25 protein-coding genes and 1 pseudogene are annotated in these 21,898 nt (G+C 65.3%); 19 read left to right on the plus strand and 7 right to left on the minus strand.

The annotated features are described in order from the left end of the window. From ACESMD_RS08040 to ACESMD_RS08065, 6 genes are all read left to right on the plus strand, one after another. On the plus strand, positions 1-763 hold a 763-nt coding region (locus ACESMD_RS08040), incomplete at its 5' end, for an amino acid--tRNA ligase-related protein (protein WP_372612025.1). Positions 764-863: 100 nt separating this feature from the next. Further along, positions 864-1,250: a hypothetical protein gene (locus tag ACESMD_RS08045; protein ID WP_372612027.1), complete on the plus strand. Its 387-nt coding sequence runs from the start codon at positions 864-866 to the stop codon at positions 1,248-1,250. Positions 1,251-1,318: 68 nt separating this feature from the next. After that, the gene (locus ACESMD_RS08050; RefSeq protein WP_372612029.1) at positions 1,319-2,740 is read left to right on the plus strand and encodes an MFS transporter; all 1,422 of its coding nucleotides are present in this window, start codon (positions 1,319-1,321) and stop codon (positions 2,738-2,740) included. Between the two features lie 56 nt (positions 2,741-2,796). After that, a complete protein-coding gene (locus tag ACESMD_RS08055; protein ID WP_372612031.1) occupies positions 2,797-3,108 on the plus strand; it encodes a BolA family protein in 312 nt (103 codons plus the stop codon). Further along, on the plus strand, positions 3,105-3,938 hold the full coding sequence (locus ACESMD_RS08060; RefSeq protein WP_372612033.1) for a hypothetical protein: 834 nt from the start codon (positions 3,105-3,107) through the stop codon (positions 3,936-3,938). The genes ACESMD_RS08055 and ACESMD_RS08060 overlap by 4 nt, the downstream gene beginning before the upstream one ends. Continuing rightward, positions 3,916-4,323 (plus strand): GNAT family N-acetyltransferase, encoded by a 408-nt coding sequence (locus ACESMD_RS08065; protein WP_372612035.1) that lies wholly within the window; start codon positions 3,916-3,918, stop codon positions 4,321-4,323. The genes ACESMD_RS08060 and ACESMD_RS08065 overlap by 23 nt, the downstream gene beginning before the upstream one ends. Before the next feature lie 13 nt (positions 4,324-4,336). On the opposite strand, the gene zapB is transcribed toward ACESMD_RS08065, so the two are convergent. Beyond that, a complete protein-coding gene (zapB, locus tag ACESMD_RS08070; RefSeq protein WP_372612037.1) occupies positions 4,337-4,531 on the minus strand; it encodes a cell division protein ZapB in 195 nt (64 codons plus the stop codon). An 80-nt stretch (positions 4,532-4,611) separates the two neighbouring features. Beyond that, on the minus strand, positions 4,612-5,259 hold the full coding sequence (gene rsmD / locus ACESMD_RS08075) for a 16S rRNA (guanine(966)-N(2))-methyltransferase RsmD (RefSeq protein ID WP_372612071.1): 648 nt from the start codon (positions 5,257-5,259) through the stop codon (positions 4,612-4,614). Between the two features lie 89 nt (positions 5,260-5,348). On the opposite strand from rsmD, the gene ftsY reads away from it, so the two are divergent. The 4 genes from ftsY to rpoH all read left to right on the plus strand — a co-directional run bounded on the left by ftsY (position 5,349) and on the right by rpoH (position 9,261). Next, positions 5,349-6,521 (plus strand): signal recognition particle-docking protein FtsY, encoded by a 1,173-nt coding sequence (ftsY, locus tag ACESMD_RS08080; RefSeq protein ID WP_372612039.1) that lies wholly within the window; start codon positions 5,349-5,351, stop codon positions 6,519-6,521. Then, entirely contained in the window at positions 6,518-7,186 is a 669-nt protein-coding gene (ftsE, locus tag ACESMD_RS08085; RefSeq protein WP_372612041.1) for a cell division ATP-binding protein FtsE, read from the plus strand. The genes ftsY and ftsE overlap by 4 nt, the downstream gene beginning before the upstream one ends. Next, a complete protein-coding gene (gene ftsX, locus ACESMD_RS08090; RefSeq protein WP_372612043.1) occupies positions 7,183-8,157 on the plus strand; it encodes a permease-like cell division protein FtsX in 975 nt (324 codons plus the stop codon). The genes ftsE and ftsX overlap by 4 nt, the downstream gene beginning before the upstream one ends. A gap of 183 nt (positions 8,158-8,340) precedes the next feature. Further along, complete coding sequence (gene rpoH, locus ACESMD_RS08095; protein ID WP_372612045.1) at positions 8,341-9,261, plus strand: RNA polymerase sigma factor RpoH; 921 nt, start codon at positions 8,341-8,343, stop codon at positions 9,259-9,261. 64 nt (positions 9,262-9,325) lie between these two features. Here rpoH and ACESMD_RS08100 read toward each other — a convergent pair. The 5 genes and pseudogenes from ACESMD_RS08100 to coaBC form a co-directional block, all read right to left on the minus strand. Then, a pseudogene (locus ACESMD_RS08100) lies at positions 9,326-9,523 on the minus strand (hypothetical protein); the annotation flags it as partial. 29 nt (positions 9,524-9,552) lie between these two features. Then, the gene (gene argB, locus ACESMD_RS08105) at positions 9,553-10,461 is read right to left on the minus strand and encodes an acetylglutamate kinase (protein WP_372612047.1); all 909 of its coding nucleotides are present in this window, start codon (positions 10,459-10,461) and stop codon (positions 9,553-9,555) included. Between the two features lie 55 nt (positions 10,462-10,516). Beyond that, positions 10,517-11,926, minus strand: a complete 1,410-nt coding sequence (locus tag ACESMD_RS08110) for a phosphomannomutase/phosphoglucomutase (RefSeq protein WP_372612049.1) — start codon at positions 11,924-11,926, stop codon at positions 10,517-10,519. Between the two features lie 50 nt (positions 11,927-11,976). Then, entirely contained in the window at positions 11,977-12,456 is a 480-nt protein-coding gene (dut, locus tag ACESMD_RS08115; protein ID WP_372612073.1) for a dUTP diphosphatase, read from the minus strand. Between the two features lie 31 nt (positions 12,457-12,487). Beyond that, positions 12,488-13,741, minus strand: coding sequence for a bifunctional phosphopantothenoylcysteine decarboxylase/phosphopantothenate--cysteine ligase CoaBC (gene coaBC, locus ACESMD_RS08120; protein ID WP_372612051.1), 1,254 nt, complete (start codon positions 13,739-13,741; stop codon positions 12,488-12,490). Between the two features lie 132 nt (positions 13,742-13,873). Here coaBC and radC point away from each other — a divergent pair, with 132 nt between their 5' ends. From radC to ACESMD_RS08165, 9 genes are all read left to right on the plus strand, one after another. Continuing rightward, positions 13,874-14,548 carry a DNA repair protein RadC gene (gene radC, locus ACESMD_RS08125; protein ID WP_372612053.1) on the plus strand — a complete coding sequence of 225 codons (675 nt, stop codon included), beginning with the start codon at positions 13,874-13,876 and terminating at the stop codon, positions 14,546-14,548. A gap of 169 nt (positions 14,549-14,717) precedes the next feature. Further along, a complete protein-coding gene (gene rpmB / locus ACESMD_RS08130; protein ID WP_372612055.1) occupies positions 14,718-14,954 on the plus strand; it encodes a 50S ribosomal protein L28 in 237 nt (78 codons plus the stop codon). Positions 14,955-14,980: 26 nt separating this feature from the next. Beyond that, positions 14,981-15,136 carry a 50S ribosomal protein L33 gene (gene rpmG / locus ACESMD_RS08135; RefSeq protein ID WP_372612057.1) on the plus strand — a complete coding sequence of 52 codons (156 nt, stop codon included), beginning with the start codon at positions 14,981-14,983 and terminating at the stop codon, positions 15,134-15,136. Between the two features lie 83 nt (positions 15,137-15,219). After that, positions 15,220-16,044: a bifunctional DNA-formamidopyrimidine glycosylase/DNA-(apurinic or apyrimidinic site) lyase gene (gene mutM, locus ACESMD_RS08140; protein WP_372612059.1), complete on the plus strand. Its 825-nt coding sequence runs from the start codon at positions 15,220-15,222 to the stop codon at positions 16,042-16,044. A gap of 35 nt (positions 16,045-16,079) precedes the next feature. After that, positions 16,080-17,273, plus strand: coding sequence for a class I SAM-dependent rRNA methyltransferase (locus ACESMD_RS08145; protein ID WP_372612061.1), 1,194 nt, complete (start codon positions 16,080-16,082; stop codon positions 17,271-17,273). A 7-nt stretch (positions 17,274-17,280) separates the two neighbouring features. Then, positions 17,281-17,598 carry a putative signal transducing protein gene (locus tag ACESMD_RS08150; protein ID WP_372612063.1) on the plus strand — a complete coding sequence of 106 codons (318 nt, stop codon included), beginning with the start codon at positions 17,281-17,283 and terminating at the stop codon, positions 17,596-17,598. A gap of 170 nt (positions 17,599-17,768) precedes the next feature. After that, positions 17,769-18,884 (plus strand): alanine dehydrogenase, encoded by a 1,116-nt coding sequence (ald, locus tag ACESMD_RS08155; protein ID WP_372612065.1) that lies wholly within the window; start codon positions 17,769-17,771, stop codon positions 18,882-18,884. Between the two features lie 120 nt (positions 18,885-19,004). Next, complete coding sequence (gene trpS / locus ACESMD_RS08160) at positions 19,005-20,030, plus strand: tryptophan--tRNA ligase (RefSeq protein ID WP_372612067.1); 1,026 nt, start codon at positions 19,005-19,007, stop codon at positions 20,028-20,030. A gap of 142 nt (positions 20,031-20,172) precedes the next feature. Continuing rightward, positions 20,173-21,852 carry an NAD-dependent malic enzyme gene (locus ACESMD_RS08165; protein WP_372612069.1) on the plus strand — a complete coding sequence of 560 codons (1,680 nt, stop codon included), beginning with the start codon at positions 20,173-20,175 and terminating at the stop codon, positions 21,850-21,852. The last annotated feature ends 46 nt before the right edge of the window (positions 21,853-21,898 follow it).

Genomic DNA, 21,898 nt, shown 5'->3' on the forward strand with positions numbered 1-21,898 from the left:
GAAGGTCTTCGAGATCAACCGCAACTTCCGCAACGAGGGGCTTTCCACCCGGCACAACCCCGAGTTCACCATGGTGGAGTTCTACTGGGCCTATGCGGACTACCGCGACCTGCTCGACCTGACCGAGGCGATGCTGCGCGCTACGGCCCAGGAAGTGCTCGGCACCAGCGTGCTCGAGTACCAGGGAAGTACCTATGACCTCGGCAAGCCTTTCGCGCGACTTACCCTGCGCGAGGCGATACTCACCCACGGCGAGGGCGTCGAGGAGGCGGACCTGGCGACCCTGGAGGCGGCTCGCGCCCTGGCCGAAAGGCTCGGCATCCATGTCAAGGACAACTGGGGGCTGGGCATGCTGCAGACCGAGATCTTCGAGGAAGTGGCCGAGCATCGACTCGACCAGCCGACCTTCATCACCGAGTACCCGGCCGAGGTGAGCCCCCTGGCCCGCCGCAAGGACAGCGACCCCTTCGTCACCGAGCGGTTCGAGTTCTTCGTCGGCGGCCGCGAGATCGCCAACGGCTTCTCGGAGCTCAACGATGCCGAGGATCAGGCCGAGCGATTCCGGGCTCAGGCGGCTGACAAGGAAGCTGGCGATCTGGAGGCGATGTACTACGATGCGGATTATATCCGCGCGCTGGAGGTCGGCCTGCCGCCCACGGCGGGCGAGGGCATCGGCATCGACCGCCTGGTGATGCTGTTCACCGACAGTCCCTCGATCCGCGATGTTCTGCTCTTCCCCGCCATGCGTCCGGAAGGAGACTGAAGGGGCTGGGCTGGAGCCTGACGGTGTTGGGTGGGAAGTGTTGGTAACCGGCGCGGCGTGCGCCCATAATGAGCGTCGTTTCGACGTCGAGGAGACCATGATGAAACTGCTCAACCGCTCCGCTCTGAGCGTCAGGCCGACCCGGCATTTCGTGGACTGGATCAATGCCCTGGAGCCCACCATGGGCGAGGACGACCTGACCCTGGCCGATGTCGAAAAGGAAAGCACCGTCTACCTGATCCCGGAGATGGAGTCGCCAGAGGGCCTGGAGGCCTTCATCCGTGAGCGATATCTGGAGATCCTCGAGACCGAGCTGCGGGCCTGGGAAGAGGATCAACGCCAATGGCCCGAGACCATCGACTGGTCGCTGTTCCAGCGCTTCCTGCAGGTCGAACACAGTTATCTCGCCATCGACCTGGACAACGAGACCGCCCTCGAGATCGCCGAGGTAGATGATAGTCTACTGCTGGAAACCGATCAGGACTGATCATCCTGCCTCGACAGTGACCTCGAGAAAACCGGTTGCGGCCGGTTTTCTCGTGACGGGAGCCCGAGATGGGTCGACTCTTCGAAAACCGGCCCGGTGACGATGGCCTGCCCGGCAGGGAGCGACGCCTGGCGGTAACGGCGCTGATTCTGGGTACCTCGATGGCGGTGGTGGACACCACCATGGTCAATATCGCGCTGCCTTCCATCGCGTCTGACCTCGGGGTTCCCGCCTCCCGTGTGGTCTGGGTCACCAACCTCTTCCAGATCGTCTGCGCCGCCTTCCTGCTGGTTTTCGCCGCCGTCAGTGAGCTGGTCGGCCACCGACGCCTCTATGTGGCGGGTCTATCGCTGTTCGTGTTGGCCTCCCTGGGTAGTGCCCTCTCGACGAGCCTGGAGACGCTGCTGGTGTTCCGGGCCCTGCAGGGGTTGGCTGCGGCGGCCACCCTGTCCATCGGCCCGGCGATCTATCGTTCGATCTTCCCCTCGCGCCTGCTGGGTAGCGCCCTGGGGCTCAGTGCTCTGGTGGTGGCCGCGGGGTATGCCGCCGGCCCGACCATCGGTGGACTGGTCCTTTCCGTGGGCAACTGGCCCTGGTTGTTCGTCCTGCACCTGCCCCTGGGCTGCTGCGCCCTGGTCCTGGCCTGGCGGGCCCTGCCCCGGGAGCCGCGCCGTCGGGGTAGCTTCGACGGTCTCGGTGCCCTGCTCTCGATCACCATGCTGGCAAGCTTCTTCCTGGCCATGGACGGCATGGGTCAAGGCATGGCGGCCTGGCAAATCCTCGCCTGGGTCTCAGCGAGTCTCGCTGCGGGTGCCGGCTTCCTGGTACGTCAGCGGCAAGCGCTTCATCCTCTCCTGCCCTTGTCGCTGTTCCGGGAGCGCAGATTCACCCTGGCGGTCTCGGCCTCGGGCCTCGCCTTCATCGGCCAGGGACTCACCTTCGTGGCACTGTCCTTCCTCTACCAGCAGGAAATGGGCTTCTCGCCCCTGGAGACCGCCTGGCTCTTTACGCCCTGGCCCCTGGCCATCATGCTGGTGGGTCCCCTGGCGGGTCGATTCGCCGACCGGGTCAATCCCAGCCTGCTCGCCAGCGGCGGCCTGGTCCTCCTGGCGCTGGGGATGGTGTCCCTGGCATTGCTCGACGCCGAGGCGGGCGTGGTCGACGGTCTCTGGCGTACGGCACTCTGTGGCATCGGCTTCGGGCTGTTTCAACCGCCCAATAACCGCGAGATGATGACCAGTGTGCCGCGTGAGCGCAGTGCCAACGCCTCCGGGGTGATGAGCACGACCCGGACCGTGGGACAATCCCTGGGTGTCGCCCTGGTCGGGGCCTTTCTGGCGGCCAGTACGCCGGTGCAGTCGACGCTCTGGATTGGGGCGGCGGCGAGTCTGGCGGCCCTTGTAGTCAGCCTGGCACGCGTATCGCCAGCCGGTGAGGCCCAGGAGAGGTCGCGACGGGCGTTGGACCTTCCCGCCACCCGTCGCGACTGAGCCAAGCCCGTGCGAACGGGTACAATAGTGTCATCATTCATCATCGAGGAGCCGTCATGGGAATCCAGGCCATCATCGAAGACAAGCTGCAGGCCCTCGAACCCACTTCCCTGAGGGTGGAAAACGAGAGTCACATGCACAGTGTGCCGGCCAATTCCGAGACCCACTTCAAGGTCACCCTGGTGTCGAGTCGCTTCCAGGGATTGATGCCGGTCAAGCGCCATCAGCAGATATATGCCCTCCTGACCGATGAGCTCTCCGGTCCCGTCCATGCCCTGGCCCTGCATCTGTATACCCCGGAGGAATGGCAGGTCAGGGGCCAATCCCGGCCAGACTCGCCCGGTTGCCGAGGCGGCAGCGGGTCGTGACAGGCGAGCCGCAACGCTCCCAATACCTGGAAGCCATGGGGCTGACGTCTTGGGTGGCTCGTTATCGGCTGCCCAACGCTCGACCGACGCCGGTCTGCGAATGGGAATTGCCCGAGACCTTGCCCGCCGAGGCGCCCGGAGAGCGATTGCATGCCCTGCTGGATGAGACCTCCAAGGCGCCCGCGCCGCGGGCACCCGTGGCGTCCGGTCGTGAACACCGACACACGCCGGCGGTGCGCGGCAAGGCGAGGTCACTGCTCGATGGAGATTCGGTCTCACCGCCAGGGGATCCCACTCCGGCCCTCAACGCGCGTCCGCAAGCTGAGGCCGCTGCGGAAGCCCCGCTGCGCTTCAGCCTCCAAGTGGCCTGCCTGTCGGGACGCTGGCTGATGCTGGCACCCGGTGATTCCTCACCCGATGCGTCCCAATGCCGCTTACTGGTCAACCTCCTGGGGGCCGCCGGAATCTTGTTGGACCAGGCACCTACCTTCGAGGGTTTTCGCTGGCCGCCAATGGACGACATGCCGGTGGAATCGCCGCGGGAAGAGGCCTGCCAGGGGCTCCAGGCATTTCTAGAGGGGCGTCGCCGCCGGGGTTGGGCCCCCGAGCGACTGCTGGTATTCGGCAGGGACGAGACCCTGGCCTCGGTATTGAGCCTCGAGGACGGCCATTGCCGACTCCTCGACCTGCCGGCCTGGCAGTTGCCCGGGCTCGATGACCTGACAACCAGTGCCGAGTCCAAGCGCTCGCTGTGGCCGCAACTGCTGGATTGGCATCATGCCTGGCAGAATCCTGAGGAAGATGGGGATGATTCGCCGGCTGGCACCTGATGATCTGGCGGCGGTGACGCGCCTGGCCCGGGGCGATCCCACGATGTCGGCAGGCGACACGTCGCTGGCCCGATCGCTGTCCGATCCGGATGTTCGCGTCTTCGGTATCGATGACCTGGAGTCCGCACAGGCACTGGCGGGGTATGCGCTGGTGGCGAGGCTGCCCTTCGAGGCGGAACTCCAGGCGATCCTGGTGATGCCGGGGTGGCGCCGGCAGGGGCTGGGCGTGCGGCTGCTCGAGGTCAGGGCGGGCAATGCCTCTGCCCTGGCTCTCTACCACCGCCTGGGCTTCCTGGAGGATGGGTGCCGACGGGGCTACTATCCCCCATCGACGCCCGGCGCGCCGCGGGAAGATGCCGTCTTGATGTCACGCCCGCTGAGCTGAGGTCGCTGCGCCTTCAGGCGTTGCTGCCGGTGTCGACATCATCGAGTTTGGTCAGCAGGGCGTTCAGGCGGTCTTCCCACTCCTGGCGTTCCTGCTTCATGCGGGCATTTTCCTCGCGCAGTTCCTCGGCTTCCAGCTTGAGCAATTCCAGGGCCTCCACGGCGCTGGTCACCTTCTGTTCGAGCCGATTGAAGAGTTCGCTGCTCATCCTGTTCTCCTGAATGCAATCCGGGTGCCTGGCAGGCCCGATGGTTGGGTCAGCGCGCAGCGTAACGCCGTGGCAGGACCTCAGCAAGCGTCGCCGTCGGACGACTCGGTCGGGGCCTCTCCGGGTGGCCGGCGATGGTAGAGGCGCCCCTGGCTTTCACCGGCCCTCACTTCCCGGTGGAGTGACCAGTTGGCCGGTACCTCGGGGGCGATGCCTGACTCGGTTTCCAGATAGATAATGGCGTCGTTGCTGAGCCATCCGGCTTCCAGAGCGGTACAACAGGGTGCGGCGAGCCTCTGGCAAAACGGGGGGTCGAGGAAGACCAGGGTGAAGGGCGATGGAGCGCCCGACAGGAAGGCCAGGGCATCGGTCGTCATCACATCGGCCCTGTCATCTGCCCCCAGGGTCATCAGGTTGTCTTCGAGCGCCTGGGCGACAGCGGCATCCCGCTCCACGAAGCAGGCGGCCCTTGCCCCTCGGGAAAGGGCTTCGAGTCCCAGGGCGCCGGTGCCGGCGAAGAGATCCAGAACCCGTGCCCCGGGCAGGTCGGCGAGGAGCCAGTTGAACAAGGTCTCGCGAACCCGATCCGGCGTCGGTCTCAGGCCCGGCCTGTCCAGCACCGGCAGCAGCCGACGTCGATATTCACCGCCAATCAGGCGCAGTCGTCCCTGGCCTTTTCGGGCGGCGGGGGCGGGGCGACGGGAGGGGCGAGTTGGGCGGCGTGGCATGCAGGGATTGTAACGGCGGGCGTGTCCACAGTCATCGGCCAGGGTGGTAGGATATGGGGATACGTTCACCCTTGAGGCGGATTCTCTCCATGTTGGGTTTTTTCAAGCGCAAGCAGCAGGACGGCCCCGGGAAAGCCGAGGATCAGGATACCGAGCGCCTGAGCGATCCGCCGACCCGGGGCCAGGAACCGGCGCAAGGTGTACCGACGCCGGATGAGGCAGAGCAGGGCTCGACCCCAGAGCCCGCTGCCGAGCAGACGCCACCCAGGCCGGCCCTTCAGGAGAAGCCGAAGGCCGTGCCGGAAGGCGATGCGCCGTCGGGATGGTTGGCACGCATGCGGGCCGGGCTCGGCAAGACCCGCGCCAACCTCAGCGAGGGGCTCTCCGGCCTCTTCCTCGGCAGGAAGCAGATCGACGACGATCTCATCGAAGAACTCGAGACCCAGTTGCTGATGGCGGATGTGGGGATCGAGGCCACCACCGAGATCATCGATCGTCTCACCGAGCGAGTCTCCCGCAAGGAGCTCAAGGATCCTCAGGCGCTGTTGATGGCTCTCCAGGAAGAGCTCACCGCCATGCTCGAGCCGGTCGTCAGCCCCCTCGACATGCCGCCGCCGGGCGAGGGTCCCTTCGTCATCCTGGTGGTCGGGGTCAATGGCGTGGGCAAGACCACCACCATCGGTAAGCTGACCCATCGCTTCCAGCGGGAAGGGCGCAGCGTTATGCTGGCCGCCGGCGATACCTTCCGTGCCGCCGCCGTAGAGCAGCTCAGGGTCTGGGGGGAGCGCAATGACGTCCCGGTGATCGCCCAGCATACCGGGGCCGACAGCGCCTCGGTGATCTATGACGCCCTCGCGGCTGCCAAGGCCCGCAAGATCGATGTCCTGCTTGCCGATACGGCCGGTCGCCTGCACAACAAGGGCCATCTCATGGAGGAACTCAAGAAGGTCCATCGGGTGATGGGCAAGCTCGATGCCAGCGTGCCCCACGAGGTGATGCTGGTGCTGGATGCGGGTACCGGCCAGAACGCGATCTCTCAGGCCAGTACCTTCAACGAGGCGGTCCCGGTCACCGGCATCACCCTGACCAAGCTCGACGGTACCGCCAAGGGGGGCATCATCTTCGCCCTGGCCAAGCAACTGGGTACGCCGATCCGCTTCATCGGGGTCGGCGAATCCCTGGATGACCTGCGGCCCTTCGTGGCGCGTGACTTCGTCGATGCCCTGTTCGACGTGCCGACCCGGGACAACGATCCTGCATGATCGACTTCGAGCATGTCGGCAAGCGCTATGGAGGGCGTTTCGAGGCGCTAGCCAACATCGACTTCCATGTTCGGCGGGGCGAGATGGTCTTCCTCACCGGCCATTCCGGGGCCGGCAAGAGCTCCCTGCTGCGCTTGATCATGCGCCTGGAACGGCCCAGCCGCGGACGAGTCCTGGTGGCGGGCCACGACATCGACCACCTTCACGTCAGCCAGACTCCCTTCTATCGTCGCCAGATCGGCGTGGTCTTCCAGGACCATCAACTCCTCTTCGACCGCTCCATCTTCCACAACGTGGCCCTGCCCCTGGAAATACAGGGTGTCGAGCCTCAAGAGGCCGCACGCCGGGTGAGGGCGGCGCTGGACAAGGTGGGCCTGCTGCACCGCGAGAAGGCCCTGCCCATCGAGCTTTCCGGCGGCGAGCAGCAACGTGTCGGCATCGCCCGGGCCGTGGTCCACAAGCCGTCCCTGTTGCTGGCCGATGAACCGACTGGCAACCTGGACCCGCAGTTATCCGCCGACATCATGGGGCTGTTCGAGGACTTCAATCGCATCGGCACCACGGTGATGATTGCCAGCCACGACCTCAGTCTGATCGCCCGCCTCCGGCATCGGGTGCTGGGGCTGCGCGATGGGCGCCTGGTGAGCGATGAGGAGGCCGCGTGAGCCCTGACCCCTCAAGGCATTCCCGGGGCGCTCGAGCACACGGCTCCCGGCCGCGCAGCCGTCTGCTCAGCTGGGTTCGTCACCATCGCGCCATGTGCCTGGACAGTGCCCTTCGACTGGTGCGCCACCCCGTGGCGAGTCTGCTGACCATGCTGGCTATCGCCATTGCCCTGGTGCTTCCTGCGGCGCTCTGGTTGACCCTCGACGGCGCTCGCTTGCTGGATGCCGAGCTGGAGGAGAGCGCGACCCTCACCGTCTACCTCGAGAACGGGACCTCCGAGGCCGAGGCAGGGCGGATCGAGGAGGCCTTGGCCGCCCACGACCAGGTGGCGCAGACCCGACTGATCACAGCCGCCGAGGGGATGGCCGAATTCCAGCAGGCCCTGGGGCTGTCCGATGCCCTGGGGCGGCTGGAGGACAACCCGCTGCCGGCCAGCGTGGTGGTCAGGCCCCTGGACCCGTCGCCCGAGGCGGTTCGGACCCTGGCAGGGTCCCTCGATGCTATCGCCGGTGTCGAGGAGGTGCGTCTGGACCTGGCGTGGATAGAGCGTCTGCGCTACCTGGCGGAGCTGGGGCGACGGGTGACCCTGGCGCTGGTGGTGCTCTTTGGCCTGGGAGTCCTGCTGGTGGTCGGCAATACCATCCGGCTCTCGGTGGAGAGCCGTCGGCAGGAGATCGAGGTGGTGACCCTGATCGGCGCCACCCATGCCTTCGTGCGCCGTCCCTTTCTCTACAGCGGCGCCTGGTATGGCCTGGGCGGTGGCCTGCTGGCCTGGGGCCTCTTGACCCTGGGTAGTGGCTGGCTCTCGGCGCCGGTCTCGGCCCTGGCGGCGAGCTATGGTGCCAGCTTCAGCCTGCCGCGACTGGGCCTGCATGGCTCGGCAATCCTGGTTGGCTGTAGTACACTGCTGAGTTGGTTGGGTGCCTGGATCGCCGTGAAGAGGCACCTGGCGGAGATCCGGCCCCGTTGAGGCGTGACGTCGGTCGAATCCACGGCGTATCGGTAAAGAATCGGAACTTTCATCGATTTTCGCCGTCATATTCGGCAGTCACTTTTATCGATCATTATGTTCTTGAATTGCCTGGTATGATATTGAGCGTGAGATAGCGAGCATGAATCGTACGTTGGACTTCTAAGGAGACGACCTGGTCCTATGAACAAAAGTCTTCTACCGGTGGGTCAACTCTCCCCGGGTCATGATCTGAATGGGTATATCCAGGCGGTCAACGGCATTCCGATGCTGACCGCCGATGAGGAGCGGGAGTTGGCCTTCCGCCTCCATGATGACGGGGATCTCGAGGCGGCGCGTCGCCTGGTGCTGTCGCACCTGCGCTTCGTGGTGCATGTGGCCCGCAGCTATTCCGGCTACGGCCTGCCCCAGGCGGACCTGATCCAGGAAGGCAATGTGGGCCTTATGAAGGCCGTCAAGCGATTCGATCCCAATCATGGGGTCAGGCTGGTGTCCTTTGCCGTGCACTGGATCAAGGCCGAGATCCACGAGTTCGTGCTGCGTAACTGGCGTATTGTCAAGGTGGCTACCACCAAGTCCCAGCGCAAGCTGTTCTTCAACCTGCGCGGTGCCAAGAAGCGCCTGGCCTGGCTCAACAATGACGAGGTCGATGCCATCGCCAAGGATCTCGACGTCAAGCCCGAGGTGGTGCGCGAGATGGAAGGGCGTCTCTCCGCACACGATGCCGGTTTCGATGCCTCGCCCAGCGATGACGACGAGTCCGGTTACCAGTCCCCGGTGCATTACCTGGATGATGTCGCTTCCGATCCGGCCACCCAGATCGAGGACAGTAACTGGGAAGACGATTCGACCCGTCGCCTGCAGCTGGCCCTGGAGGAACTGGACGAGCGTTCGCGGGACATCCTGCAGCGCCGCTGGCTCTCCGACAAGAAGGCAACCCTCCATGATCTGGCTGACGTCTATGGTGTCTCCGCCGAGCGCATCCGCCAGCTGGAGAAGAATGCCATGAAGAAGATCCGCCTGCAGATCGGCGACGGGCGCCAGGTGTCGAGGAAGCCAACGAGAAACCCACCGGATGTCGAGTCCGGTGGGTTTCTTCGTTGACGTCGGGAATGGCCATGACATTATCCTGCGGCGCTCGGCGCTCTCAGGCCCCGGCCACGGCGGGCTCGCGCAGTACCTGCTTGAGCTGGGTCTCGAGTCGCTCGAACAGCTGGTGGACGAGGATCCGACCGCAGCGCGGGGTGGCATGCGGCTCTTCGTCGAGGATGCGGGTGATGCGTTTGCCGCTGTCTTCCTCCAGCATCAGTGCCAGGGTCTGGAGGATCTGTTCGCGCCGTGTGGGCGTGGGGGTTTCCTGCGTCATGGCGATCCTGTCTTTTCTGATGATTGAGGTCAGGCCTCCGGGGGGAGGTCGGTGATAAGGGTGCCGACACCGGCGTTGGTGAAGATCTCCAGCAGGATGGCATGGGGCACCCGGCCGTCGATGATGTGGGCACTCTTCACGCCCCCCTTGACCGCGTCCAAGGCGCAGCGGATCTTCGGCAGCATGCCGCCATGGATGGTGCCATCGGCGATCAGTGCATCCACCTGGGTCGTGGTGAGACCCGTGAGCACTTCCTCCTCGGCGTTCATCAGACCGGCCACATTGGTCAGCAGCATCAGCTTCTCGGCACTCAAGGCCTCGGCCACCTTGCCGGCGACCAGGTCGGCATTGATGTTGTAGCTCTGGCCGGCGGCATCGACGCCGATGGGGGCGATCACCGGGATGAAGTCGCGTTCGGCGAGCATCTCGATGAGTTCGGTGGAGATGTGTTCCACCTCGCCCACATGGCCGATGTCGATGATTTCCGGGGCGGTCATGTCCGGTGTTCGATGCTCCACCTGGAGTTTGCGGGCGCGGATCTGGGCGCCGTCCTTGCCAGTCAGGCCGATCGCCTTGCCGCCGCACTGGTTGATCAGGTTGACGATGCCCTTGTTGACCAGGCCGCCGAGCACCATCTCCACCACGTCCATGGTCTCGGCATCGGTCACCCGCATGCCGCCCACGAACCGCGACTCGATGTTCAGCTTCTTGAGGAGTTCGCCGATCTGCGGCCCTCCGCCGTGGATGACCACTGGATTGATGCCCACTTCTTTCATCAGCACGATGTTGCGCGCGAAGGAGTCGATCAGAGTGTCCTCGGTCATGGCGTTGCCGCCGTACTTCACGACCACGGTCTTTCCGGAGAAGCGCTGGATATAGGGCAGTGCCTCGGAGAGTATCTCCACCACCAGCTTCGGGTCGCGGGTCTGTTCGGTCATGCTCGGGTTTCCTTGTCGTTCCTGTGGCTGTCGATCGGTCAAGCCCGACAGGCTCCTAGAGGGCCGGGTCCAGTTCCGGAGCCACCTGCTGGAGGGCCTGGGAAAAGCGTGTGCGGATGCGATCCAGGGCCGCCCGGGTCTTGCCCTCGAAGCGCAATACCAGCACTGGTGTGGTGTTGGAGGCGCGACACAGACCCCAGCCATCCGGGTAGTCGACGCGAATGCCGTCCAGGGTGGTCTTGATGCCGTCCTCGCCGAAGTCACCCTCCCTGGCCAGCCTGGCCACCAACTCGAACTTGGTCTCGTCGGTCACCGTGATGTTGATCTCCGGGGTGCCCAGATCCTGGGGATAGCGGGCGAAGAAGGTGTCGGCGTCGATGCCCTGTGTGGAGGGTTGCCTGGAGAGAATCTCCAGCAGGCGGGCGGCGGCATAGAGACCGTCATCGAAGCCGTACCAGCGCTCCCGGAAGAAGATATGGCCGCTCATTTCGCCGGCCAGCAGGGCCCCGGTCTCCTTCATGCGGGCCTTGATCAGCGAGTGGCCGGTACGCCACATCTCGGGGGTACCGCCGGCCTCCTCGATCACCCGGGTCAGGTTGCCTGTGCACTTGACGTCGAAAATCACCCTGGCGCCGTGATTGCGCGACAGCATGTCTTCGGCGAAGGCCATCAGCAGATGGTCGGGGTAGATCAGCGCCCCGCTCGGAGTGATCACCCCGAGGCGGTCGCCGTCGCCATCGAAGGCCAGGCCGATATCGGCGCCGGTCTCCTGGACGGTGCGGATCAGGTCCTTCAGGTTCTCGGGCTTGCCCGGGTCCGGATGGTGGTTGGGGAAGGTGCCATCGATCTCGGCGAACAGCGGTATGGTCTCGGCGCCGAGCCGCGCGACCAGCACCGGGCCCAACTCGCCGGCCACGCCGTTGCCGCAGTCCACCACCACCTTGAGCGGCCGGGCGAGTGTCACGTCGCCGAGGATGCGCGCGAGGTAGGCGTCGCGCAGATCCTCCTGGCGCACGCGGCCCTGCCCCCGGGTGAGGTCGTCGGTGGCGAGGCGAGTATGCAGCGCGGTGATGGCGTCGCCGGAGAGCGTCTCGCCGGAAAGCACGATCTTGAAGCCGTTATAGTCCGGCGGGTTGTGGCTGCCGGTGACCATCACCCCGGAGGCGGTACCCTCGAGGATATGGGTGGCGAAGTAGAGCACCGGGGTGGGCACCATGCCGATATCGACGACGTCGCAGCCCGACGACGTCAGGCCGCGGGTCATGGCCGCGAGCAGCCGTGGGCCGGAGAGGCGTCCGTCGCGGGCGACGACCACGGTGGACTCCCCGCGAGACCGGGCTTCGCTGCCGATGGCGCGGCCGATCTGCTCGACGCCGGTCTCGGTCAGGGTATCGTCGACGATGCCGCGGATGTCGTAGGCGCGGAAGATGGAGGCGGGTACTGCCTGGCTCGTTGCTTGAGTCATGGAATCCGTCCTTTGTTGAATGTCTAGCGCCTCAGCGCCTTCCCTTGCTGTCAGTGCCGACCAGAGCTGCCGAATCCACCGGCGCCCCGATGGCTGGTGTCGAAGTCATCGACCAGCACCAGCTCGGCCTGCACCACGGGAACAAGCACGTATTGTGCCAGCCGCTCGAAGGGCTCGATGGTAAAGGGGGCGTTGCCGCGGTTCCAGGTGGAGATCATCAGCTCGCCCTGGTAGTCGGAATCGATCAGTCCCACCAGATTACCGAGCACAATGCCGTGCTTGTGGCCCAGCCCCGAGCGGGGCAGGATCATGCCGGCAAGCCCCGGGTCGGCGATATGGATGGCAAGCCCGGTGCGGACCAACTCGCACTGGCCCGGCGCCAGGGTCAGCGGGGAATCGAGCAGGGCGCGCAGGTCCAGGCCCGCGGACCCCGCGGTAGCGTAGTGGGGCAGGGCGTCACGCATGCGCGGATCGAGCAGCTTGACGGCGAGGCGCGGCTTGGCAGGAGCGAGGTCGGCGGTGTCGGGCATCGGAAGGAGTTCCAGGGTCTGGGTCGAGGGGTCAGGCATCGAGGTGGGCTTGCCGGCAGGCAAGGGCACGGCGAATCACCGCCAGGGCGATCTGTGACTTGGGCTGGGGCGCCAGCTGTTCACGACCTTCGTTGTCGCCTTCCCGCCACAGCAGCAGGGCCGCATTGTCGTCGGTACCGAAGCCGAGCCCGGCCCGGGAGACGTCGTTGGCGACGATCATGTCGAGATTCTTGCGGGCCAGCTTGCCCCGGGCATAGGTCTCCAGGTCGCGGGTCTCGGCGGCGAAGCCCACCACGAAGGGGCGCCGTTCCGGCGAGAGGCCGTGCGCCGCGATGCTGGCGATGATATCGGGGTTCTTGACCAGTCTCAGGGTGAGGCCGTCTTCGCCGTCGACCTTCTTGATCTTGTGCTCGGCGGCCGTCTCGGCCCGGTAGTCGGCCACGGCGGCGCAGCCGATGAAGATATCGCTGTCGGTGGCGAGCCTCAGCGCCGCCTCGTGCATCTCCCGGGCAGTCTCCACGTCGAACCGCTCGACCCCCTCCGGGGTGGCCAGGCTCACCGGGCCGCTGATCAGGCGAACCCGGGCGCCGAGTGCTGCTGCGGCAGCGGCCAGGGCGAAGCCCATCTTGCCGGAGCTGTGGTTGGAGAGGTAGCGCACCGGATCCAGCGGTTCACGGGTGGGGCCGGCGGTGATGGTGATGGTCAGGCTCTCGGCCTCGCGAGCGTTCACCGGCATGGCATCGGGGGCCTGAAGCAGGGCCGCCAGAATCGCCTCGGGCTCGAGCATCCGCCCGGGGCCCACATCGCCGCAGGCCTGGTCGCCGCTGTCCGGCCCCAGCAGCCGCCAGCCGTCCTCGGCCAGCTGTCGCGCATTGCGCTGTGTGGCCGGGTGGCGCCACATGGCCTGGTTCATGGCCGGCGCCATCAACTTCTCGGCCTCACTGGCCAGACAGAGGGTGGTGAGCAGATCATCCGCCAGGCCCTGGGCCAGGCGCGCCATCAGGTCGGCGGTGGCCGGGGCGATGAGGATGATGTCGGCCCAGCGGGCCAGCTCGATATGGCCCATGCCGGCCTCTGCCTCGGGGTCCAGCAGGGAGGTGCGCACCGCTTCCCCGGTCAGCGCTTGGAGCGTCAGCGGCGTGATGAAGGCCTGGGCGCCCTCGGTCATGACCACGCGCACCTCGTCACCGGTCTGGGTGAGCAGGCGGGCGAGCTGGGCGCTCTTGTAGGCGGCGATGCCGGCACTGATGCCGAGCAGGATCCGTCGGCCGGGAAGCGATGGCATGGTCAGAATCCAAGCTGATATCGAGGCGTTTACCTTACCATATTGGCGCTCGGTATTGCGTAGCCGCCACGACGCGTGCCGAGTGGCTACACTGGGAAAACACGGTGTGGCCACGGCAGGGAGGTGGACAGGATGGCGATTCGCGATTGGCCGGCGGGCGAGCGTCCCCGGGAAAAGCTGCTGGCGCTGGGCCCCGATGCCCTGTCCGATGCAGAATTGTTGGCGATCTTCCTGCGCGTCGGCGTGGCGGGGCGCTCGGCGGTGGATCTGGCGCGGGACCTGCTCTCGACCTTCGGCGGCCTGAGGCCCCTGCTGGAGGCGGACCAGGCGCGATTCTGTGCCGGCCATGGCCTGGGCATGGCCAAGTACGTGCAACTGCAGGCGACCCTGGAACTCTCGCGTCGTCATCTGGCCAGTCAGCTGGCCCGTGGCGATGCCTTGACCTCGCCCTCCCTGGTGCGCGCCTACCTCGCCTCGCAGCTTCGTCACCTGGGGCACGAGGAGTTCGCCGCGCTGTTCCTAGACAGTCAGCACAGGGTGATACGCTTCGAGTCGCTGTTTCGCGGTACCCTGGACAGTGCCTCGGTCTACCCCCGTGAGGTGGCCCGTCGCGCCCTGGAACTGGGCGCCGGGGCAATAATCTTCGCCCACAACCATCCCTCCGGGGTAGCCGAACCCAGTGATGCCGACCGCCGCATCACCGAGCGGCTTCGTGAGGCGCTGGGGCTTTTCGAGATACGGGTGCTGGACCATTTCGTGGTGGGAGACGGCGAGGTGGTGTCCTTTGCCGAGCGGGGATGGTTGTAGTCCAGAGACTACCGGGGTCATCGAGACTTGCCGAAGCGTCCGCTCTCTGGTATAAAGTGCAGCCTTTGAATTCCCTTGGGTCAAATGCGGCGGGATCTTCCGGTTTGCCCGACAGGTTTGAACACTCAGGCTCAGGTATCGAACATCTGGCCAGCGGTTGGAGGCTCCAATGTCCAAAGTATGTCAGGTTACCGGCAAGCGCCCGGTAACTGGTAACAACGTCTCACACTCCCAGCGCAAGACCCGTCGTCGCTTCTTGCCGAATCTTCACAGCCACCGCTTCTGGGTGCAGTCGGAGAATCGCTTCGTCAAGCTGCGTGTTTCCTCCAAGGGAATGCGTATCATCGACAAGAAGGGCATCGAGACGGTGCTCGGCGATATTCGCAAGCGCGGCGACGCCATCTAAGCGTTCTATCCAGGGAGACTTCAATCATGCGTGACAGAATCAAGATGGTGTCCAGTGCCGGGACCGGCCATTTCTACACCACTGACAAGAACAAGCGGAACACCCCGGACAAGCTCGAGTTCAAGAAATTCGATCCGGTCGTCCGGAAGCATGTGATGTACAAGGAAGCCAAGATCAAGTAACACCTGATCGTTTCCACCGCAGGTAGATGCCTGTCCTTCTGAACCCGGCCTTGCGTCGGGTTCAGGCGTTATGCGAGCCCCTCATGCCCGAGCTTCCTGAAGTCGAGACCACCCGGCGCGGCATCGCCCCCAATGTGGAGGGCCGCGAGATCACCGAAGTGATCGTGCGCCAGACGCGGCTGCGCGTGCCGGTGCCGGCGGATCTCGTCGACCGGCTGGTGGGCGCCCGAGTCCTTGAGATCCGCCGGCGCGCCAAGTACCTGCTGTTTTCCCTGGAAGGGGCCGAGACGATGACACTGCTCTGGCACCTGGGCATGTCGGGTAGCTTGCGCATCGTCCGGATCGGCGAGTTGCCGAAGAAGCACGATCATCTCGACCTGGTGCTCGATGACGGCGCCATTCTTCGTTATCACGACCCGCGGCGCTTCGGCTTCGTCGACTGGCTGGCCGGCAGCGGGGAGCAGGATCTGCGCCTGGCACGTCTGGGGCCGGAGCCACTCTCGGAGGCCTTCGATGGGCAACGGCTCTATTCGATTTCCAGGGGCCGTCGGCTGGCGGTAAAACCCTTCCTGATGGATAACGCCGTGGTGGTCGGGGTGGGTAACATCTACGCCGCCGAGGCGCTCTTCCTGGCCGGTATCGACCCGCGCCGCGCGGCCGGCCGCATCTCCCGGGTGCGCTATGAGCGCCTGGCGGGTTCGGTGCGCGAGGTACTGGCCGCCGCCATCACCCAGGGTGGCACCACCCTGCGCGACTTCGTCGGCGGTACCGGCGAGCCGGGCTATTTCAAGCAGCGCCTCAACGTCTATGGTCGCCACCACCAGCCCTGCCGCCGTTGCGGCGCCGAACTCCGCCTGGTGACCCTCGGCCAGCGGGCCAGCGTCTTCTGTGTCTGTTGTCAGACCTGAACGGTTATCCTCCACCTTATCCAGCGAGACCCATGATGACCCTGCAATCCCTGCGCCTGAAGAAGAACGCCGACCGCCGCCTCAAGGCCGGCCACCTGTGGCTCTATTCCAATGAGATCGATACCGAGGTCACGCCGTTCAAGAGCCTCGAGGTCGGGTCACAGGTGATGGTTGAAGCCGCCAACGGCAAGGCCATGGGCGTGGCCTATGTCAATCCGCACTCACTGATCTGCGCCCGCCTGGTCTCCCGGGACCCGACGCAGGGGCTCGACCGCTCACTGCTGGTGCACCGCCTGAATCAGGCCCTGGCTCTGCGTCAGCGGCTATTCGACAAGCCCTTCTACCGCCTGGTGCATGGTGAGGGTGATCTGTTGCCGGGACTGGTGATCGACCGTTATGACGATGTCCTCGTCGTTCAGCTCAACACCGCCGGCATGCAGGCGGTCGCCGAGGAACTTCTCGATGCCCTCGACAAGGTGCTCTCGCCGGCGGTCGTGGTCTTTCGCAACGACACCAGCGGGCGCCGCCAGGAGGGTCTCGAATCCCGTATCGAGGTGGTCAAGGGCGAGCTGCCCGACCCGGTGCTGCTGGAGGAGAACGGCGTGCGTTTCGCCGCCCCGGTGCTCGATGGCCAGAAGACCGGCTGGTTCTATGACCACCGTGTCAATCGTGCCTGGCTCAATAGCCTGGTGGCCGGCAAGCGGGTACTGGACCTCTTCAGTTATGTGGGTGGCTGGGGCGTTCAGGCCGCCGCCCACGGCGCCAGTGGGGTGCTCTGCGTGGATTCGTCAGGTGCGGCACTGGAGAGGGTCGCCGAAAATGCGGCCCTCAATGGCCTGCAAGAGCAGGTGGCGATCGGCGAGGGGGATGCCTTCGAGGTCCTGGCGGCGCTGAAGGCCGACGACGAGCAGTTCGATGTGGTGATCCTGGATCCGCCGGCCTTCATCAAGAAGCGCAAGGACATCCCCAACGGGGAGCGCGCCTACGGTAAGCTGAACCGCGAGGCCATGCGCCTGCTGGGACGAGATGGCCTGCTGGTCTCGGCGTCCTGTTCCATGCATCTGGCACCGGAACGGCTGGTGGACGTGGTGCGCGGCGCGGTGCGCCACCAGGACCGCCATGGGCAGATCCTCTTCCAGGGACATCAGGGGCCGGATCATCCGGTTCACCCGGCCATTCCCGAGACGTCCTACCTGAAGGCCCTGGGCGTCCGCGTCTTCAGGGACTGAGCCTGCCATGACGCCCGGTTATGTTCGTGTCTTCGCCCATTCCAATGCGTTGCTGGTCAGCCATGTCCACAACGTCATTACCGCCGCCGGCATGCCTGCCGAGCTTCGAAACATGACGCTGGGCGGCGGGGCGGGTGAGCTTCCTCTGGGGGAGTGTGAACCGGAGGTGTGGGTGGCGCCCCACAATCGTGAGCGCGCCGGGGTGCTGATCCACGATGCCCTGGAGGGAAAGAACGACCGGCCGGACTGGACCTGCCCGGGCTGTGGGGAGCGTCTCGAAGGCGTCTTCGATGCCTGCTGGCGCTGCGAGCAATGGCGGCCCTGAGCGGATTGCAGGCTTTTCTGTGTCTCGGGTAATGAACAGGGGAAATTTCTGGTCCAACTGCTGATTGCGAGTATTATTTTCGTTTTTCCTCCCAGTGTCTTTATGGATGAACTGCCTGTGCTGTAATGCATTGGAAACGCATCGCATCCATTCATCCGGAGGCCAGCCCCATGCAGATCGCCGTTCCCAAGGAAATCAAGAACCACGAATATCGTGTTGCCCTGACGCCCACCGGCGCCAGGGAACTGGTCGCCCGTGGTCATCAGGTCACCGTTCAGGCGGGGGCCGGTGATGGTGCCGGCTTCACCGATGCCGCCTTCGAGGCAGCCGGTGCGCGTCTCGAGGCCGATGTGGCGAGGGTCTGGGACGGCGCCGAGCTGATCCTCAAGGTCAAGGAGCCTCAGGCCGAGGAGGTCGCCCGTCTGTCGGCCGGCCAGACGCTTTTCACCTATCTGCACCTGGCCGCCGAGGAGACCCTGACCCGCGGCCTGATGGAGAGCGGCGCCACCTGCATCGCCTACGAGACAGTCACGGACCGCCAGGGTGGGCTGCCGCTGCTGGCGCCGATGAGCACCGTGGCCGGCCGCATGGCCGTGCAGGCGGGGGCCCGCAGCCTGGAGAAGGCGCAGGGCGGGGCCGGTGTGCTGCTGCCCGGCGTGCCCGGCGTGGCCCCGGCGAAGGTGGCCGTGATCGGTGGCGGCGTGGTGGGCGAGAACGCCGCTCGCATGGCGCTGGGCCTGGGGGCCGAGGTCACGGTGCTCGACAAGTCCATCCCGCGCCTCGAGACTCTGGACGACCGCTACCAGGGGCGCATGAAGACGGTCTTCTCCACCGCCGACGCCATCGACGAGGCGGTGCGCGAGTGCGACCTGATCGTCGGCGCCGTGCTGATTCCCGGCGCGGCCGCGCCCAAGCTGATCACCCGCGAGATGCTCACCGAGATGAAGCCTGGCAGCGTGCTGGTGGACGTGGCCATCGACCAGGGGGGCTGCTTCGAGACCAGCCGGCCCACGACCCATACCGATCCGACCTACATCGTCGACGGGATCGTGCACTACTGCGTGGCCAACATGCCGGGCGCCGTGGCCCGTACCTCCACCCAGGCGCTGACCAACGCCACCATGCCCTTCGTCACCGCCCTTGCCGACAAGGGCTGGAAGCAGGCCCTGGCCGACGACCCGCACTTCGCGGCCGGACTCAACGTCCACGACGGTCGGGTCACCTACCAGGCCGTGGCCGAGGCGTTCGGCCTGGAGAATGTCGAGCCGGCCGACTTATTGAAATAAGCGTGAGCGGCGCCGGGGATCAGATCCCTGATGCCGGCGTTGACCCGGGCCATCTCGGTCGCCTTGACCAGGGCCTCGCGTTACCATAGCGGGCATTTCCGACAGCAGGGTCCGCTTTCCATGAGTGCAGCTTCCGAGAAGACACGCGTTCTCACCGGCATCACCACCACCGGCACGCCCCACCTGGGCAACTACGTGGGGGCGATCAAGCCCGCCATCGCCGCGAGCCAGGACCCCAACGTCCAGTCCTACTACTTCCTCGCCGACCTGCATGCGCTGATCAAGTGCCAGGACCCCCAACGAGTGCGGGAATCGCGCCTGGAAATCGCCGCCACCTGGCTGGCGCTGGGCCTGGATACCGACAACGCTATCTTCTACCGCCAGTCGGACGTACCGGAGATCCCCGAGCTCACCTGGATGCTCTCCTGCGTCTGCGCCAAGGGGTTGATGAACCGCGCCCATGCTTACAAGGCGGCGGTGGCCGAGAACGAGGTCGCCGGCAACCAGGACCCCGACAAGGGCATCACCATGGGGCTGTTCGGCTATCCCGTGCTGATGGCCGCCGATATCCTCATGTTCAACGCCCAGAAGGTACCTGTGGGCCGTGACCAGATCCAGCATATCGAGATGGCTCGCGATATCGCCGGACGCTTCAACCATCTCTACAAGGGGCAGTACTTCACCCATCCCGAGGCAGTGGTGGACGAGAGGGTGGAGGTCCTCAATGGCCTCGACGGTCGCAAGATGTCCAAGAGCTACCACAACACCATCCCGCTGTTCGTCTCCGAAAAGAAGCTCCAGAAGCTGGTGCGCAAGATCAAGACCAATTCCCTGGAGCCCGGTGAGCCCAAGGACCCGGCGACCTGCACCCTCTTCCAGATCTACTCGGCCCTCGCCACCGCGGAGGAGACCCAGGCCATGCGCACCGAGTACGCCAACGGCATCGGCTGGGGCGACGCCAAGAACCGCGTCTTCGAGTTGCTCAACGAGCAGCTGCGCGAGCCCCGCGAGCGCTACCGGGCGCTGATGGAGGACCCGGGACATATCGAACAGGTGCTGATCAAGGGTGCCGAGCGGGCCCGTGCCGAGGCGGTGCCCTTGATGGGCCGCCTTCGCCAGGCGGCGGGGCTGGGTTCTTTCGTTTGAGCCGGGTTCAGCCAGAAAGCCCGACCCCCGGGCGAGCCGGCATGAAGTGCCGCGGCGCCCTCGAGGTCGGCATGCTAGAGTTGATGACAAGACGCCGTCACGAGTGTCTCCGGCCCATTCCAGTCACTGACAGAGACCTGCAATGACCAACGACAAGAAACGTCCTCTCTATATTCCTTACGCCGGCCCTTCACTGCTGGGGATGCCACTGCTCAACAAGGGCAGCGCCTTTTCCCGCGAGGAGCGCATCGAACTCAACCTGATCGGACTGCTGCCGCAGAACGTGGAGTCGATCGAGGAGCAGTCGGAACGGGCCTACCGGCAGTATTCCCAGTGCCAGAATGCCCTCGATCGCCATATCTACCTGCGCGCCATCCAGGATGATAACGAGACGCTGTTCTTCCGGCTGGTCACCGAGCATCTCGAGGAGATGCTGCCGATCATCTATACCCCCACGGTGGGCCAGGCCTGCGAGGAATTCTCCAACATCTATCGCAATCACCGCGGGCTCTTCATCTCCTACCCCGACCGGGACCGCATGGACGATATCCTGCGCAGCGCCACCAAGGACAGGGTAAAGGTGATCGTGGTCACCGACGGTGAGCGGATTCTCGGCCTGGGCGATCAGGGCATCGGCGGCATGGGCATCCCCATCGGCAAGTTGTCCCTGTATACCGCCTGTGGCGGTATCAGCCCCGCCAATACCCTGCCGATCATGCTCGACGAGGGCACCAACAACCAGGCCTTGCTGGATGACCCCATGTACATGGGGTGGCGCCATCCGCGCGTTTCCCAGAAGGAATACGACATCTTCCTCGAGACCTTCATCGATGCCGTCAAGCAGCGCTGGCCGAATGTGCTGCTGCAGTTCGAGGACTTCGCCCAGGCCAATGCCCTGCCGCTCCTCTACCGCTATCGTGAACGGCTCTGTTGTTTCAACGACGATATCCAGGGCACGGCCTCGATCTGTGTCGGCACTCTGCTGGCCGCCTGCGAGGCCCGCGAAGAGAGCATCACCCAGCAGCGGGTGGTCTTCGTCGGGTCGGGTTCCGCCGGCTGCGGCATCGCCGAACAAGTGGTGCTGGCCATGCAGGTCGAGGGCCTGTCCGAGCGAGAGGCGCGACAGCGGATCTGCATGGTGGATAGGGACGGGCTGGTCACGACCGACCAGGCCTGGTTGAGAAACTTCCAGCGTAAGCTGGCCCACGACCCCGAGATGGCGGCCGACTGGGAAAACCAGTCCCTGCTGGAAGTGGTGCGGCATTTCAAACCCACCGTGCTGCTGGGCGTCTGTGGCATGCCCAGTATCTTCACCGAGGAGGTCGTGAAGACGATGCATGCCGGCTGCGAGCGTCCCCTGATCATGCCGCTTTCCAACCCCACCTCGCGGGCCGAAGCCTTGCCCGAGGACGTGGTCCGCTGGACCGATGGCCAGGCCCTGGTGGCGACCGGCAGTCCCTTCGCACCGGTGGTCTACCAGGGGAAAAGCTACCCCATTGCCCAGTGCAACAACGCCTACATCTTCCCTGGGATCGGTCTGGGCGTCCTCGCCAGCGGCGCCCGGCGCGTCACCGACGCCATGCTGATGTCGGCATCGCGGGCCCTGGCGCGAGAGGCGCCCATCGCCAAAGAGGGAGAAGGCGCCCTCCTGCCGCCCCTTTCCCAGATCCGCGAACTTAGCAAGCTGATCGCCTTCGACGTGGCCGCCCAGGCCCAGCAGGAAGGCGTGGCCTTGAAGACCGACGGCATCAAGCTGCGCGCCGCCATCGAACGCAGCAACTGGACACCGGAATATCGCCGCTACCGGCGGCGGTCGTTCTGAATGTGTGCCGCCGACCCGCATCAGGAGGTACCAAACGGGGCTAGCA

It is taken from the genome of Halomonas sp. (assembly GCF_041689495.1).
Taxonomy (GTDB): Bacteria; Pseudomonadota; Gammaproteobacteria; order Pseudomonadales; family Halomonadaceae; genus Halomonas.